Raw genomic sequence first — 14,798 nt, forward strand, 5'->3', positions numbered from 1 at the left:
TGGGACGCGTGCGTCTTGTGAGCCGATCGCCTGCGTGTGCCCGTACCGTATATGGGTTGGCTGAGGAAACGGCAGCGCCGGTAGGCTCTGGGCCACAGCCGCCCACTCCGTACGGACACATCACGTACGACACCCCGAAGGACGATCGTGCTCATTGCCGGGTTCCCCGCCGGGGCCTGGGGGACCAACTGTTACCTGGTCGCCCCCGCCGCGGGTGAGGAGTGCGTGATCATCGACCCGGGCCACCAGGCCACCCAGGGAGTCGAGGATGCGCTCAAGAAGCATCGGCTCAAGCCCGTCGCGGTCATCCTCACCCACGGCCACATCGACCATGTCGCCTCGGTCGTCCCGGTGTGCGGGGCGCACGGGGTACCGGCGTGGATCCACCCCGAGGACCGGTACATGATGAGCGACCCCGAGAAGGCGCTCGGCCGCTCCATCGGCATGCCGCTCATGGGTGAGCTGACGGTGGGCGAGCCGGACGACGTCAAGGAGCTGGCCGACGGTGCCGGACTCCGGCTGGCCGGTCTGGAGCTGTCCGTCGCGCACGCGCCCGGCCATACCAAGGGGTCGGTGACCTTCCGGATGCCCGAGAGCGCGGACGTACCGTCCGTGTTCTTCTCCGGGGATCTGCTGTTCGCCGGCTCCATCGGACGCACCGACCTGCCCGGCGGTGACATGGACGAGATGCTCGGCTCGCTGGCCCGTGTGTGCCTGCCGCTCGACGACTCGACCGTGGTGCTGTCGGGGCACGGTCCCCAGACCAGCATCGGCCAGGAGCGCGCCACCAACCCGTACCTGCGACAGGTGGCGGCAGACCGTCAAGAGCCCGGCCCGCGGCCGGCTCCCCGACGAGGAATGTGACGAGAGACCTTCGTGAGCACCTTCAAGGCCCCCAAGGGCACCTACGACCTGATCCCGCCGGACAGCGCGAAGTACCTCGCCGTCCGCGAGGCCATCGCGGCGCCGCTGCGCAACTCCGGCTACGGCTACATCGAGACCCCCGGCTTCGAGAGCGTCGAACTGTTCGCGCGCGGGGTCGGTGAGTCCACCGACATCGTGAGCAAGGAGATGTACGCCTTCGAGACCAAGGGCGGCGACCGGCTGGCGCTGCGCCCCGAGGGCACCGCCTCCGTGCTGCGCGCCGCGCTCGAGGCGAACCTGCACAAGCTCGGCAACCTCCCCGTGAAGCTCTGGTACTCCGGCTCGTACTACCGCTACGAGCGTCCCCAGAAGGGCCGGTACCGCCACTTCTCGCAGGTCGGTGCGGAGGCCATCGGCGCGGAGGACCCGGCACTCGACGCCGAGCTGATCATCCTGGCGGACCAGGCCTACCGGTCGCTGGGGCTAAGGAACTTCCGGATCCTGCTCAACTCGCTCGGTGACAAGGAGTGCCGTCCCGTGTACCGGGCCGCGCTCCAGGACTTCCTGCGCGGTCTCGACCTCGACGAGGACACCCTGCGCCGGGCCGAGATCAACCCGCTGCGGGTCCTCGACGACAAGCGTGACGACGTACAGAAGCAGTTGGTCGGCGCGCCGCTGCTGCGCGACTTCCTGTGCGACGCGTGCAAGACGTACCACGAGGAGGTGCGCGAGCTGATCACGGCCGCGGGCGTCGTCTTCGAGGACGACGCCAAGCTGGTGCGCGGGCTGGACTACTACACCCGCACCACCTTCGAGTTCGTCCACGACGGCCTCGGCTCGCAGTCCGCGGTGGGCGGCGGCGGCCGCTACGACGGTCTCTCCGAGATGATCGGCGGCCCCGAACTGCCGTCGGTCGGCTGGGCGCTGGGCGTCGACCGTACGGTGCTGGCGCTGGAGGCGGAGGGCGTGGAGCTCGAACTCCCCGTCGCCACCAGTGTGTTCGCGGTGCCGTTGGGGGAGGAGGCCCGCCGGGTGCTCTTCGGCAAGGTCACGGAGCTGCGCAAGCTGGGGATCGCGGCCGACTTCTCGTACGGCGGCAAGGGACTCAAGGGCGCGATGAAGAACGCCAACCGGTCGGGGGCGCGCTACACGATCGTCGCCGGTGAGCGGGATCTCGCCGAGGGCGTGGTGCAGCTCAAGGACATGGAGTCCGGCGAGCAGACCGCCGTCGGCGTCAACGAGATCGTGGCCGAACTCGAGGTCCGGCTCGGCTGAGCGCGCCTCCCCGCCCCCGCCCGCCCCGCCGTGGGACGACTCTCCCGGTGCGGGCGGCGGGGGCGGTCCGCGCGGCCCGTGCCCTGAACGACCCCCGGACCGCCGGGCGTTCGAGGACGGGGCAGGTCAGTCCAGGAAGCCGAAGCGCATCGCGCTCGTGACCGCCGCCGTACGGTCGTCCACTCCCAGCTTGCCGAAGACCCGCAGCAGATGGGTCTTCACCGTGGACTCGCCGATGAACAGCCGGCGCCCGATCTCGGCGTCCGTGCACCCCTCCGCCACCAGCCGCAGCACCGCGGTCTCCCGCTCCGACAGCCGAGGCCGCTCCGGCTTCGTACGGAGCTGGTCCACGAGCCGGGCGGCGACGGTCGGCGCCAGCACCGTCTCGCCCCGGGCCGCGGCCCGCACGGCGTCGGCCGGCTCCCCACGGGGCAGGTCCTTCAGCAGATACCCCGCGGCACCGGCCTCGACCGCCCGCAGGATGTCCCGGTCCGTGTCGTACGTCGTCAGCACGATCACCCGGCAGGGCAGCCCCGCCTCGGTCATCCGGACGATCGAGTCGACGCCCCCGCCGCCGGGCATCCGCAGGTCCATCAGCACGATGTCGGGACCCAACTCCGCGGCCAGCGCCTCCGCCCGGGGTCCGCTCGACGCGTCGGCGACCACGTCGAGATCGGGTTCGGCGCTGAGCATCGCGCGCAGCCCCTCGCGTACCACGGGATGGTCGTCGGCGAGGACGATGCGGATCACGGGGTGCTCCTCTCAGGGGGTACCGGAAGCTCGACGGTCACGGTCGTACCGTCCCCGGGCGCACTGCGCACCGACGCCGTGCCGCCCACCTCCGCGGCGCGGGCGCGCAGCCCCGCCAGACCGTAGCCGCCGGCCGGTGCGGCGGGGTCGAAGCCGCAGCCGTCGTCCCGGACGGAGAGGGTCAGCACGTCGACGGCGTAGGCCAGCGCGACGGCGACGTCCGTCGAACCCCCCGCGTGCTTACGGGCGTTGGCGAGCGCCTCCTGACAGGAGCGCAGCACGACCACCTCCGGTCCCGCGGGCAGCGCGCGCACCGGACCGGTCACGTCGACCGTGGCGTCGTGACGTGCGGCGAGCCGGCGCAGCGCTCCGGCAGCGAGGCACCGTCGAGGTCGGCGGGGGCGCCGCCGGCGACCAGGGCGCGCGCCTCGGCGAGGTTCTGCCGCGCCGTCTGCGCCATCAGGGACAGATGGCGGCGGGCCCGCGGCAGGTCGTGGTCGAGCTCCGCCTCGACCGCCTGGACCAGCATCAGCAGGCTGGTGAAGCCCTGCGCGAGCGTGTCGTGGATCTCCCGGGAGAACCGCTCGCGCTCGGCCAGCGCGCCGTGCGCGGCCGAGAGCCGGGACAGCTCGTGCCGGCTGACGTCCAGCTCGGCGATGAGCGCGGCCCGATCCTGGCTCTGTTCGAGGACCCGGATGGTCCAGCTGCCGACGGCCGCCGAGAAGACGAGGGTGACCACGGCGAAGAGCGAGTTGAAGAACACCTCCTGGCCGACGGGCCGCCACAGCAGCGCCCAGCCCACCACCGGCGCGACGTTGATGACGCTCATCGCCGCCAGCGCCCAGCGCAGCCGCAGCGCCATGAAGCACTGCGGGACGAGCGCGAAGGTCATCAGCCGGGTCTCCCCGGCGAGTATCGCCGACGGCAGGAACCGCGTCATCGCCCTGGCCAGATAGCCGAGGGCCCGTCGCTCGGCGGGCGGGTCGTCGCCCAGGACGGGGCGCCCCACCACCACGTACCAGGGAATGAGCGGGACGAGCAGCGCGGCCGCGACGACCCGAGGGCACCAGCCCGGATGTCCCGTGCCGAGCACGAACACCAGGGTGGCCACCCACACGGTCGCGAAGTACGAGTCCCAGAGACGGAACGAGCGGTCCCAGGTGTACGACCCCGTGGTCCCGCTCGCTCCGCCCGCCGCGCCCGTAACGCCCGGCGGGTGGGTCACCCGTCGCGCCGGTTCTTCCAGCGGAAGGTCAGCAGACACAGCACCAGTCCGCCGACGCACCACGCCCCCAGCACCAGGGCGATCCGCCCGAACTCCCAGGCACCCGCCTGTTCCAGGACCTTCGCCGACTCCGGCAGGAACACCCCGCGCAGCCCCTGGCACATCCACTTCAGCGGGAACAGCGCGCCTATGTTCAGCATCCAGTCGGGGATCGTGTCGATGGCGATGTACACCCCGGAGATGAACTGCAGTACCAGGAAGGGGAGGACGACCACGGAGGTGGCGCTCTTGCCCGACTTGGGGACCGAAGCGACCGCGATGCCGAGCAGGGCGCACGCGGTCAGACCGAGGACGAATATCCAGCCGAACTCGGCCCACCTGCCCACGTCCGAGGGGAGTTTCACGTCGTACAGGGTCGTTCCCACCAGGAGCAGGATCGCCGTCTCCAGGAGACCGGTGACCAGGACCAGCCAGATCTTGCCCAGGAAGTACGCGGCCGGGGGCATCGGCGTGCCGCGCAGCCGGCGCAGCACCTTCTCGTCGCGTTCGATGGCGATCGAGATGCCGAGGGACTGGAAACTGGTGGACATGATGCCCGCGGCCATCATCGCGGGGACGTACAGCTGCGAGGCGGTGATGCCCGCACCCCGGACGTCGTCGCTGAAGATCGAGGCGAAGAGGAACAGGAAGACGACCGGGAAGGCGAAGGTGAACACAACCTGGTCGCGCTGGCGGAAGAACTGCCTGATCTCCAGGGCGCCACGCCGCAGGCCGAGGCCCCAGGCGCCCGGGAGGCGGCCGGTGCCGGTCTCGTCGCGGGATCGTACGGCGGTCGTGGTCATCGCGCGTCCTCCTGTCCGGTCAGCCGGAGATAGACGTCCTCCAGGGTGGGGCGGGTCACCGTCAGCCCCGGGATCTCGCCGTCGAAGCGGCGGGTGAGCTCCGCGACGGTGCGGGTGGGGGTGTCGGTGTGCTCGGAGCGGGGGGTGCCGTCGGCCTCCGTCCACCGGACGGTCGCCCCGGTGCCGAAGCGCTCGCGCAGCGCGGCGGGCTCGCCCTGGGCGACGACCCGCCCGCGCGCGACCACGGCGAGCCGGTGCGCGAGCGCCTCCGCCTCCTCCAGGTAGTGGGTGGTGAGCAGGATGGTGGTGCCCTCGTCGGCCAGCTTCCTGATCAGGTCCCAGAACTGCCGGCGCGCGGCCGGGTCGAAGCCGGTGGTCGGCTCGTCCAGGAGCAGCAGCTCGGGGCCGCCGATCACGCCGAGCGCCACGTCCAGCCGCCTGCGCTGACCGCCCGAGAGCGCCTTGATCCGGCTGTCCGCCTTCGCTTCCAGACCGACGAGTCCGATGACCTCCTCGGGGTCGCGGGGCCTCGGGTAGTAGCGGGCGAAATGCCGTACGGTCTCGCGCACCGTCAACTCGGCGGGCGCCGATTCGTCCTGCCAGACGATGCCGACTCGAGAGCGCCAGGCGCGCGTGCCCGTCGCCGGGTCCGACCCCAGGACGGAGACCTCGCCCGCGTCCCGGGCGCGGTTGCCCTGGAGGATCTCCACCGTCGTGCTCTTGCCCGCGCCGTTGGGCCCGAGCAGGCCGAACACCTCGCCCCGGCGGATCCCGAGATCGACACCGTCGACGGCGGTCACGTCGCCGTACCGCTTGCGCAGCCCGCGTACGTCCACCGCGAGCTCTTCCGCGTGTGTGGTCATGGCCCTGAGCTTCCCCCCGAACCGAACGTTCCGGGACGACCGCGCGTACCTCCTTATGTCCATCGAACGGTGGACACACCCGCGCGTGCGGCACAATGTCGGTGCCCGCAGGCCCTTCGAAGCTACGGAAACGGCGTGATGAGCAAGACGACAGTCAAGGACGTCTCCACCGAACCGGACCGCGCCGACGGTCCCCGGACGGTCGGCGGCAGCCGTGCGCTCGCCCTGATGCTGGTGATCACCGGTGCGGCCGGTCTGCTCGCCGCGTGGGTCATCACGATCGACAAGTTCAAGCTGCTGGAGAACCCGAACTTCGTGCCGGGGTGCAGCCTGAACCCGGTCGTCTCCTGCGGCAACATCATGAAGAGCGAGCAGGCCTCGGCCTTCGGGTTCCCCAACCCGATGCTGGGCCTGGTGGCGTACGGCATCGTGATCTGCGTCGGAGTGAGCCTGCTGGCGCGGGCCACCTTCCCGCGCTGGTACTGGCTGACCTTCAACGCCGGCACCCTCTTCGGTGTCGGATTCTGCACCTGGCTGCAGTTCCAGTCGCTGTACCGCATCAACTCGCTGTGCCTGTGGTGCTCGCTGGCCTGGGTCGCCACGATCATCATGTTCTGGTACGTGACCTCGTCCAACGTCCGCAACGGCTTCCTGCCCGCCCCGCGCTGGGCGAGGAGCTTCTTCGGCGAGTTCACCTGGGTCCTGCCGGTCGTGCACATCGGCATCATCGGCATGCTGATCCTGACCCGCTGGTGGGATTTCTGGACGAGCTGACAGCGCCGAGGGCATTGTCAGTGGGGTGACATAGGGTTTCGTCCGTGGAGCCCGACCTGTTCACCGCCGCAGCAGAAGAACGCCAGGAGAAGGACCCCTCCGGGAGCCCCCTGGCCGTCCGGATGCGCCCGCGCACCCTCGAAGAGGTCGTGGGCCAGCAGCATCTGCTGAAGCCGGGCTCTCCCTTGCGCAGACTGGTCGGCGAGAGCGGCGGCGGCCCCGCGGGACCGTCCTCCGTGATCCTCTGGGGCCCGCCCGGCACCGGCAAGACGACCCTCGCGTACGTGGTCTCCAAGGCCACGAACAAGCGCTTCGTGGAACTCTCCGCGATCACCGCGGGTGTCAAGGAAGTACGCGCGGTCATCGAGAGCGCCCGCCGGGCCACCGGCGGCTTCGGCAAGGAGACCGTCCTCTTCCTGGACGAGATCCACCGCTTCAGCAAGGCCCAGCAGGACTCCCTGCTCCCGGCCGTCGAGAACCGCTGGGTGACCCTCATCGCGGCGACCACCGAGAACCCCTACTTCTCGGTGATCTCCCCCCTGCTCTCCCGCTCCCTCCTGCTCACCCTCGAACCGCTCACCGACGACGACCTGCGCGGACTGCTGCGCCGGGCGCTCGCCGACGAGCGCGGCCTCAAGGAGTCCGTCACCCTCCCCGAGGACACCGAGCAGCACCTCATGCGGATCGCCGGCGGCGACGCCCGCCGCGCCCTGACCGCCCTGGAGGCGGCGGCGGGTTCCGCGCTCGACAAGGGCGAGCCGGAGATCACCCTCCAGACCCTGGAGGAGACCGTCGACCGAGCCGCGGTGAAGTACGACCGTGACGGCGACCAGCACTACGACGTGGCGAGCGCCCTCATCAAGTCCATCCGCGGCTCGGACGTGGACGCCGCGCTGCACTACCTGGCCCGGATGATCGAGGCCGGCGAGGACCCGCGCTTCATCGCCCGCCGGCTGATGATCTCCGCCAGCGAGGACATCGGCCTGGCCGACCCGCACGCGCTGCCGACAGCCGTCGCGGCCGCGCAGGCCGTCGCCATGATCGGCTTCCCCGAGGCGGCGCTCACCCTCAGCCACGCCACCATCGCCCTGGCCCTGGCACCGAAGTCCAACGCCGCGACGACGGCGATCGGCGCCGCCATGGAGGACGTGCGCAAGGGCCACGCGGGCCCGGTGCCCATGCACCTGCGCGACGGGCACTACAAGGGCGCGGCCAAGCTCGGGCACGCCCAGGGGTACGTGTACCCGCACGACCTGCCCGAGGGCATCGCCGCCCAGCAGTACGCCCCGGAGGAGCTCAGGGACCGGGAGTACTACACGCCGACCCGGCACGGTACGGAGGCGCGCTACGCGGACGCGGTGGAATGGACCCGCAAGCGCCTCGGTCGAGGACGGACCTGACCACCCTGTAGGATGACGCGAAGCGCTGCGTCCCGTGTCCGGCTCCGGTCGGCACCACCAGAACGGGACATCCAGCCGGAGCCCCCGCCTTCACGGGGGGATTCCAGGAGCGTCGCGCACCGTCGAAGGTGTCGCGGGCAACCCACCACCACCCGGATCTCCGGGATCGGTCGGTGGGTCACTCGCGTGCTGCACGTATGTGCCCAGACCCAGGAGCGGCTGCCCGCCCCGCCCACGTGGATCACCACAGTGGCGAGGAGGGTTTCCCGGGCTGCGGATTGCGACCTCCCCTAACCCTGGTGAAGCCGTATTCGTATCGGAAACATGAGGTGTTTGGTTCATGGCGAACCAGTCCCGCCCCAAGGTCAAGAAGTCGCGTGCCCTCGGCATCGCGCTGACCCCGAAGGCCGTCAAGTACTTCGAGGCCCGCCCCTACCCGCCGGGCGAGCACGGCCGCGGCCGCAAGCAGAACTCGGACTACAAGGTCCGTCTGCTCGAGAAGCAGCGTCTGCGCGCGCAGTACGACGTGTCCGAGCGCCAGCTCGTCCGCGCCTACGAGCGTGCCTCCAAGGTCCAGGGCAAGACCGGTGAGGCCCTGATCATCGAGCTCGAGCGCCGTCTCGACGCGCTGGTCCTGCGTTCGGGCATCGCCCGCACGATCTACCAGGCCCGCCAGATGGTCGTCCACGGCCACATCGAGGTCAACGGCCAGAAGGTCGACAAGCCCTCGTTCCGCGTCCGTCCCGACGACGTCGTGATGGTCCGCGAGCGCAGCCGCAGCAAGACGCTGTTCGAGGTCTCCCGCGCGGGCGGCTTCGCCCCCGACGGCGAGACCCCGCGTTACCTCCAGGTGAACCTCGGCGCCCTGGCCTTCCGCCTGGACCGCGAGCCGAACCGCAAGGAGATCCCGGTGATCTGCGACGAGCAGCTCGTCGTCGAGTACTACGCCCGCTGATCCCCATCACGCGGACGTAGCACCACCTGCGCGTCAGCCCGTCGTCCCGCCGCCCTTCGAGGGGCGCGAGACGGCGGGCTTCTGCGTGTCCGGGGCCTGCCTGCGCGGTGCGGGCACCACGGCCGGCGGTCGCTGTCCGGCCCGCCGCAGCGCCCGCTCCACCGCCGCGTCCCGCCCGAGCCGCTCCCCGGCCCGCACGCACTCCCCGTAGCGTTCGTCGCCCAGCCGCTCCCGGGCCTCCGCCTCGCACCGCTGGTGCGGCACGTTGTAGTACGCCGAGCCGAACAGCGGCAGCCCCACCGACGGCCACAGCCGGGCCGCCGCGCCCTGGAGCACCGCGGCCTCCGCCGGATCGCCCTGCACCGTCGTGACCAGCGCGAGCAGTTCCAGCGCGAGGACCGTGCCGAGCAGGTCGTGGAAGGTGTGCGCGATGTCCAGGCACCGGACGAGCAGACCCCGGGCGCGTGCCGGATCGCCCGCTCCCAGGGCCTCGTACGCCAGCACGTACAGCGCGTAGGCCAGCGCCCAGCGCTCCCCGTGGTCCTCGCACACCCGGCGGACGTCCTCGCACAGCTTCACCGCGGCCGGCATGTCGCCCTGGAACGCCAGCGCCATCGCCAGCTCGACCTGCCCCATCAGCACGTTGCTGTTGAGCTCGCCGATCTCGTGATAGCGGTCGAGCGCCGAGCGCAACAGCGTCTCCGCCCGTCGCATGTCGTCGCTGACCAGCGCGAGACAGCCCGCGCGGTGCTCGGCGTAGGCGAGCGCGGTGGGGTCACCGGTGCGCAGCGCCTCCTCGCGGCACTCCTGGAGCGCGGTCAGCGCGGACACCGTGTCGCCCTGGAGGATCGCCACATAGCCGAGCACCCACAGGGCCTTGAGCCGCGACCGGTCACGGTCGCAGTCGAGTTCCACGCCGCGTTCCAGCCAGTGCCGGCCCTCCGCCAGCCGGCCGCAGCCCACCCAGTAGAACCACAGGCTGCCCGCGAGGTACTGGCCCAGATGCGTCTCGCCCGGCTCGGTCAGGCAGTACTCCAGGGCGCGGCGCAGATTCGGCAGCTCCGCCTCGACCCGCGCGGCCACCTCGGCCTGCCGCGGCGAGAACCAGTCCAGCTCGCACCAGGTCGCCAGACCCATGTACCAGTCGCGGTGGCGGCGGCGCAGCCGGTCCGCGTCGCCCGACGCCGCCAGCCAGTCCGCGCCGTACGCCCGGACCGAGTCCAGCATCCGGTAGCGCGGACCCGCGGGCGTCTCCTCGCGGGCCAGCACGGACTGCGCGAGCAGCGCGCCGACCACGTCGAGGACGTGGTCGGCGCGCAGTCCGTCGCCGGCGCACACGTACTCGGCGGCCTCCAGGTCGAACCGGCCGGCGAACACCGACAGCCGCGACCACAGCAGCCGCTCCTCGGACGTGCACAGCTCATGGCTCCAGCCGATCGCCGTACGCAGTGTCTGGTGCCGGGGGAGCGCGTCCCGCCCGCCGCCCGTCAGCAGCCGGAAGCGGTCCTCCAGACGGGACAGCAGCTGGGCGGGGGAGAGGGCGCTCAGCCGGCCCGCGGCCAGCTCGACGGCGAGCGGGATCCCGTCGAGGCGGCGGCACAGTTCCCGCACGTCCGACCGGTTGCCGTCGTCCAGCGCGAACCCGGGAACCCGGGCCGCCGCCCGCTCCTCGAACAGTTCCACGGCCGCCGTGTCGTCCAGTGGCGCCAGCGGGAACAGCCGTTCACCCTCGATCTCCAGCGGCCTGCGCCCCACCGCGAGCACCCGCAGGCCCGGCGTACGCCGCAGCAGCTCGCCCACCAGCGCGGCGCACGCGTCGACCAGATGCTCGAACCCATCGACGACCAGGAGGAGTTGGCGCCCGGCGAGCCGGTCGAGCAGGAGCTCGCGCGGCACCCTCGACGTCTGGTCCGTCAGGCCGAGGGCCTCCACGACCGCGTACGCGACGAGGTCCGGATCCCGTACGGCGGCCAGCTCCGCCCGCCACACGCCGTCCGGCGCGTCCGTGCCCGCCGCCGTCCGGGCCGCGAGGCGCGACTTGCCGACGCCGCCCATGCCGGTCACCGTGACCAGCCGGGACCCCTCCAGCGCCTCGGTCAGCCGCGCGAGTTCGGCCGAGCGCCCGACGAAGGCGTCGAGTTCCAGGGGCAGATTGCCGTGCGGCGTACCGCCGGAGGGCCGGGGCCGGTCAAAATGCTGCATGGGAAACGGAGAGTACTGACCCGTATGCGTTCCGTACAATCGCTTCGCGCAACTCCGGCCCTCCCGGCGGCTAATGCGGTACGGAGCGACGGCCCCGGCGCGATAGGGTCGGGGGACGACTTTTCGATGTTCAGGCACGTACTAGGGAGCGGGTGCGACAGTGTCCGGTGGAGAGGTGGCCGGGATCCTGGTGGCCGTCTTCTGGGCGATCCTGGTCTCGTTCCTCGCCGTCGCGCTGGCGAGGCTGGCCCAGACGCTCAGAGCGACCACCAAGCTCGTGGCGGACGTGACCGACCAGGCCGTCCCGCTGCTGGCCGACGCCTCCGAGGCGGTGCGCTCCGCACAGACCCAGATCGACCGGGTCGACGCCATCGCGACGGACGTCCAGGAGGTCACGTCGAACGCGTCGGCGCTCTCCACGACCGTCGCCTCCACCTTCGGCGGCCCGCTGGTCAAGGTCGCGGCGTTCGGCTACGGCGTCCGCCGGGCCATCGGCGGCCGCCGGGAGAACGTGCCCCCCAAAGCGTCCCGGCGTACCGTGATCGTGGGCCGCACCGTCCCGTCCGCGCGACGGGGAAAGCGGAAGAAGGACTGACGCAGCGATGTTCCGCCGTACGTTCTGGTTCACCGCCGGCGCAGCCGCGGGTGTGTGGGCCACCACCAAGGTCAACCGCAAGCTCAAGCAGCTGACTCCCGAGAGCCTCGCCGCCCAGGCCGCGAACAAGGCGCTCGCGGCAGGGCACCGCCTCAAGGACTTCGCGCTCGACGTCCGCGACGGCATGGCCCAGCGGGAGGCCGAACTCGACGAGGCGCTCGGGCTCGGCGCGTCCGCCGACCACGAACTCCCCGCACCCCGGCGGTACACCGCCATCGAGAACCGTAACGATCCGAGGTATGTCGAGAGGTCGACGTACTCGCACAACCGGAATGAGGACCACTGATGGAGTCGGCCGAGATTCGCCGCCGCTGGTTGAGCTTCTACGAGGAGCGCGGTCACACCGTCGTCCCCTCGGCGTCGCTCATCGCGGACGACCCGACTCTGCTCCTGGTCCCCGCGGGCATGGTCCCCTTCAAGCCGTACTTCCTCGGCGAGGTCAAGCCGCCGTGGTCGCGCGCCACCAGCGTGCAGAAGTGCGTGCGCACGCCCGACATCGAAGAGGTCGGCAAGACCACGCGCCACGGCACGTTCTTCCAGATGTGCGGCAACTTCTCCTTCGGCGACTACTTCAAGGAAGGTGCCATCACCTACGCCTGGGAGATGCTCACCTCGCCCCAGGACAAGGGTGGTTACGGGCTCGACCCCGAGCGGCTGTGGATCACGGTCTACCTCGACGACGACGAGGCCGAGTCCATCTGGCGCGACAAGATCGGTGTCCCCGCCGAGCGCATCCAGCGCCTCGGCAAGAAGGACAACTACTGGTCCATGGGCGTCCCGGGCCCGTGCGGCCCCTGCTCCGAGATCAACTACGACCGCGGTCCGGAGTTCGGTGCCGAGGGCGGCCCGGCCGTCAACGACGAGCGGTACGTGGAGATCTGGAACCTGGTCTTCATGCAGTACGAGCGCGGCGAGGGCACCTCGAAGGAGGACTTCGAGATCCTCGGCGAGCTGCCCAGCAAGAACATCGACACCGGCCTCGGCCTGGAACGCCTCGCCATGATTCTGCAGGACGTGCAGAACATGTACGAGATCGACACCTCCATGGCCGTCATCAGGAAGGCCACCGAGCTGACGGGCGTCGAGTACGGCGCCGCCCACGACTCCGACGTCTCGCTGCGCGTGGTCACCGACCACATGCGGACGTCCGTGATGCTCATCGGTGACGGCGTGAGCCCCGGCAACGAGGGCCGCGGATACGTCCTGCGCCGCATCATGCGCCGCGCCATCCGCAACATGCGGCTGCTCGGTGCGACGGGTCCGGTCGTCAAGGACCTCATCGACGTCGTGATCGAGATGATGGGCCAGCAGTACCCGGAGCTGGTCGGCGACCGCCGGCGCATCGAGACCGTGGCCCTCGCCGAGGAGGCCGCCTTCCTCAAGACACTGAAGGCCGGCACGAACATCCTCGACACGGCCATCACGGACACCAAGGAGTCCGGCGGCACCGTGCTCGCCGGCGACAAGGCCTTCCTGCTCCACGACACCTGGGGCTTCCCGATCGACCTCACCCTCGAGATGGCCGCCGAACAGGGCCTGTCCGTGGACGAGGACGGCTTCCGCCGCCTGATGAAGGAGCAGCGGGACAAGGCCAAGGCCGACGCCCGCGCCAAGAAGACCGGTCACGCGGACCTCGGCGCCTACCGGCAGATCGCCGACGCCGCCGGTGAGACCGACTTCATCGGGTACGACCGGACCGAGGGGGAGTCGAGGATCGTCGGCATCCTGGTCGACGGTGTGTCGTCGCCCGCCGCCACCGAGGGCGACGAGGTCGAGATCGTTCTCGACCGCACCCCGTTCTACGCCGAGGGCGGTGGCCAGATCGGCGACACCGGGCGCATCAGGGTGGACAGCGGCGCGATCGTCGAGGTCCGTGACTGCCAGAAGCCCGTCCCGGGCGTGTACGTCCACAAGGGCGTCGTCCAGGTCGGCGAGGTCACCGTCGGCGCCCAGGCCCAGGCCATCATCGACACCCGTCGGCGGACGGCCATCGCCCGCGCCCACTCGGCCACGCACCTCACCCACCAGGCCCTGCGCGACGCCCTCGGCCCGACGGCCGCCCAGGCCGGCTCCGAGAACCAGCCGGGCCGCTTCCGCTTCGACTTCGGTTCGCCCTCGGCCGTCCCCACGGCCGTCATGACCGACGTCGAGCAGAAGATCAACGAGGTGCTCGCCCGTGACCTGGACGTGCACGCCGAGATCCTGAGCCTCGACGAGGCCAAGAAGCAGGGCGCCATCGCCGAGTTCGGCGAGAAGTACGGCGAGCGGGTGCGCGTCGTGACGATCGGCGACTTCTCCAAGGAGCTGTGCGGCGGCACGCACGTCCACAACACCGCCCAGCTCGGCCTGGTCAAGCTGCTCGGTGAGTCCTCGATCGGCTCCGGTGTGCGCCGCATCGAGGCCCTGGTCGGTGTCGACGCCTACAACTTCCTCGCCAAGGAGCACACGGTCGTCGCCCAGCTCCAGGAGCTGATCAAGGGCCGTCCGGAGGAGCTCCCGGAGAAGGTGTCCGCCATGCTCGGCAAGCTGAAGGACGCCGAGAAGGAGATCGACAAGTTCCGCGCGGAGAAGGTCCTGCAGGCCGCCGCCGGTCTCGCCGGCTCCGCCAAGGACGTCCGCGGTGTCGCCCTGGTCACCGGGCAGGTCCCGGACGGCACGGGCGCGGACGACCTGCGCAAGCTGGTCCTCGACGTACGCGGCCGCATCCAGGGCGGCCGGGCCGTCGTCGTGGCCCTGTTCACCACGGCGGGCGGCAAGCCGCTCACGGTCATCGCCACCAACGAGGCGGCCCGCGAGCGCGGTCTCAAGGCCGGCGACCTGGTCCGTACGGCCGCCAAGACCCTCGGCGGCGGCGGTGGCGGCAAGCCGGACGTCGCGCAGGGCGGCGGCCAGAACCCGGCCGCCATCGGTGAGGCCATGGACGCCGTCGAACGCCTGGTCGGCGAGACGGCCAAGTGAGCGCGGACAGGCACGTGGGCACGGACGGTCCGGGC

12 protein-coding genes and 1 pseudogene are annotated in these 14,798 nt (G+C 71.1%); 8 read left to right on the plus strand and 5 right to left on the minus strand.

What is annotated here, in order from left to right; genetic code table 11:
* Nucleotides 1-147 precede the first annotated feature (147 nt).
* A complete protein-coding gene (locus tag GFH48_RS32525; RefSeq protein ID WP_153291656.1) occupies nucleotides 148-864 on the plus strand; it encodes an MBL fold metallo-hydrolase in 717 nt (238 codons plus the stop codon).
* A 12-nt stretch (nucleotides 865-876) separates the two neighbouring features.
* The gene (gene hisS / locus GFH48_RS32530; protein WP_153291657.1) at nucleotides 877-2,139 is read left to right on the plus strand and encodes a histidine--tRNA ligase; all 1,263 of its coding nucleotides are present in this window, start codon (nucleotides 877-879) and stop codon (nucleotides 2,137-2,139) included.
* A gap of 126 nt (nucleotides 2,140-2,265) precedes the next feature.
* Here the strand turns inward: hisS and GFH48_RS32535 are convergent, their stop codons facing one another.
* From GFH48_RS32535 to GFH48_RS32550, 4 genes and pseudogenes are all read right to left on the minus strand, one after another.
* On the minus strand, nucleotides 2,266-2,889 hold the full coding sequence (locus GFH48_RS32535; protein ID WP_153291658.1) for a response regulator: 624 nt from the start codon (nucleotides 2,887-2,889) through the stop codon (nucleotides 2,266-2,268).
* Nucleotides 2,886-4,114 (minus strand): annotated as a pseudogene (locus GFH48_RS32540) (sensor histidine kinase). The gene GFH48_RS32535 and the pseudogene GFH48_RS32540 overlap by 4 nt, the downstream one beginning before the upstream one ends.
* On the minus strand, nucleotides 4,111-4,956 hold the full coding sequence (locus tag GFH48_RS32545; RefSeq protein WP_153291659.1) for an ABC transporter permease: 846 nt from the start codon (nucleotides 4,954-4,956) through the stop codon (nucleotides 4,111-4,113). The pseudogene GFH48_RS32540 and the gene GFH48_RS32545 overlap by 4 nt, the downstream one beginning before the upstream one ends.
* Complete coding sequence (locus GFH48_RS32550; protein ID WP_153291660.1) at nucleotides 4,953-5,819, minus strand: ABC transporter ATP-binding protein; 867 nt, start codon at nucleotides 5,817-5,819, stop codon at nucleotides 4,953-4,955. The genes GFH48_RS32545 and GFH48_RS32550 overlap by 4 nt, the downstream gene beginning before the upstream one ends.
* Nucleotides 5,820-5,957: 138 nt before the next feature.
* On the opposite strand from GFH48_RS32550, the gene GFH48_RS32555 reads away from it, so the two are divergent.
* From GFH48_RS32555 to rpsD, 3 genes are all read left to right on the plus strand, one after another.
* A complete protein-coding gene (locus GFH48_RS32555) occupies nucleotides 5,958-6,593 on the plus strand; it encodes a vitamin K epoxide reductase family protein (protein WP_153291661.1) in 636 nt (211 codons plus the stop codon).
* 44 nt (nucleotides 6,594-6,637) lie between these two features.
* Nucleotides 6,638-7,993: a replication-associated recombination protein A gene (locus GFH48_RS32560; RefSeq protein WP_153291662.1), complete on the plus strand. Its 1,356-nt coding sequence runs from the start codon at nucleotides 6,638-6,640 to the stop codon at nucleotides 7,991-7,993.
* Nucleotides 7,994-8,333: 340 nt separating this feature from the next.
* Nucleotides 8,334-8,948 carry a 30S ribosomal protein S4 gene (gene rpsD, locus GFH48_RS32565; RefSeq protein ID WP_153291663.1) on the plus strand — a complete coding sequence of 205 codons (615 nt, stop codon included), beginning with the start codon at nucleotides 8,334-8,336 and terminating at the stop codon, nucleotides 8,946-8,948.
* Nucleotides 8,949-8,981: 33 nt separating this feature from the next.
* Here rpsD and GFH48_RS32570 read toward each other — a convergent pair whose 3' ends face one another.
* Nucleotides 8,982-11,150, minus strand: coding sequence for an ATP-binding protein (locus GFH48_RS32570; protein WP_153291664.1), 2,169 nt, complete (start codon nucleotides 11,148-11,150; stop codon nucleotides 8,982-8,984).
* A gap of 160 nt (nucleotides 11,151-11,310) precedes the next feature.
* Here GFH48_RS32570 and GFH48_RS32575 point away from each other — a divergent pair, with 160 nt between their 5' ends.
* Genes GFH48_RS32575 through alaS form a run of 3 tightly spaced genes read left to right on the plus strand, consistent with a single transcriptional unit; the run spans nucleotide 11,311 to nucleotide 14,763 of the window.
* A complete protein-coding gene (locus GFH48_RS32575; RefSeq protein WP_153291665.1) occupies nucleotides 11,311-11,745 on the plus strand; it encodes a DUF948 domain-containing protein in 435 nt (144 codons plus the stop codon).
* Nucleotides 11,746-11,752: 7 nt separating this feature from the next.
* Complete coding sequence (locus tag GFH48_RS32580) at nucleotides 11,753-12,091, plus strand: DUF6167 family protein (protein WP_153291666.1); 339 nt, start codon at nucleotides 11,753-11,755, stop codon at nucleotides 12,089-12,091.
* Entirely contained in the window at nucleotides 12,091-14,763 is a 2,673-nt protein-coding gene (gene alaS, locus GFH48_RS32585) for an alanine--tRNA ligase (RefSeq protein WP_153291667.1), read from the plus strand. Before GFH48_RS32580 ends, alaS begins: the two co-directional genes overlap by 1 nt.
* Nucleotides 14,764-14,798 lie beyond the last annotated feature (35 nt).

Source organism: Streptomyces fagopyri, from assembly GCF_009498275.1.
In the GTDB taxonomy this organism is placed as follows: Bacteria; Actinomycetota; Actinomycetes; order Streptomycetales; family Streptomycetaceae; genus Streptomyces; species Streptomyces fagopyri.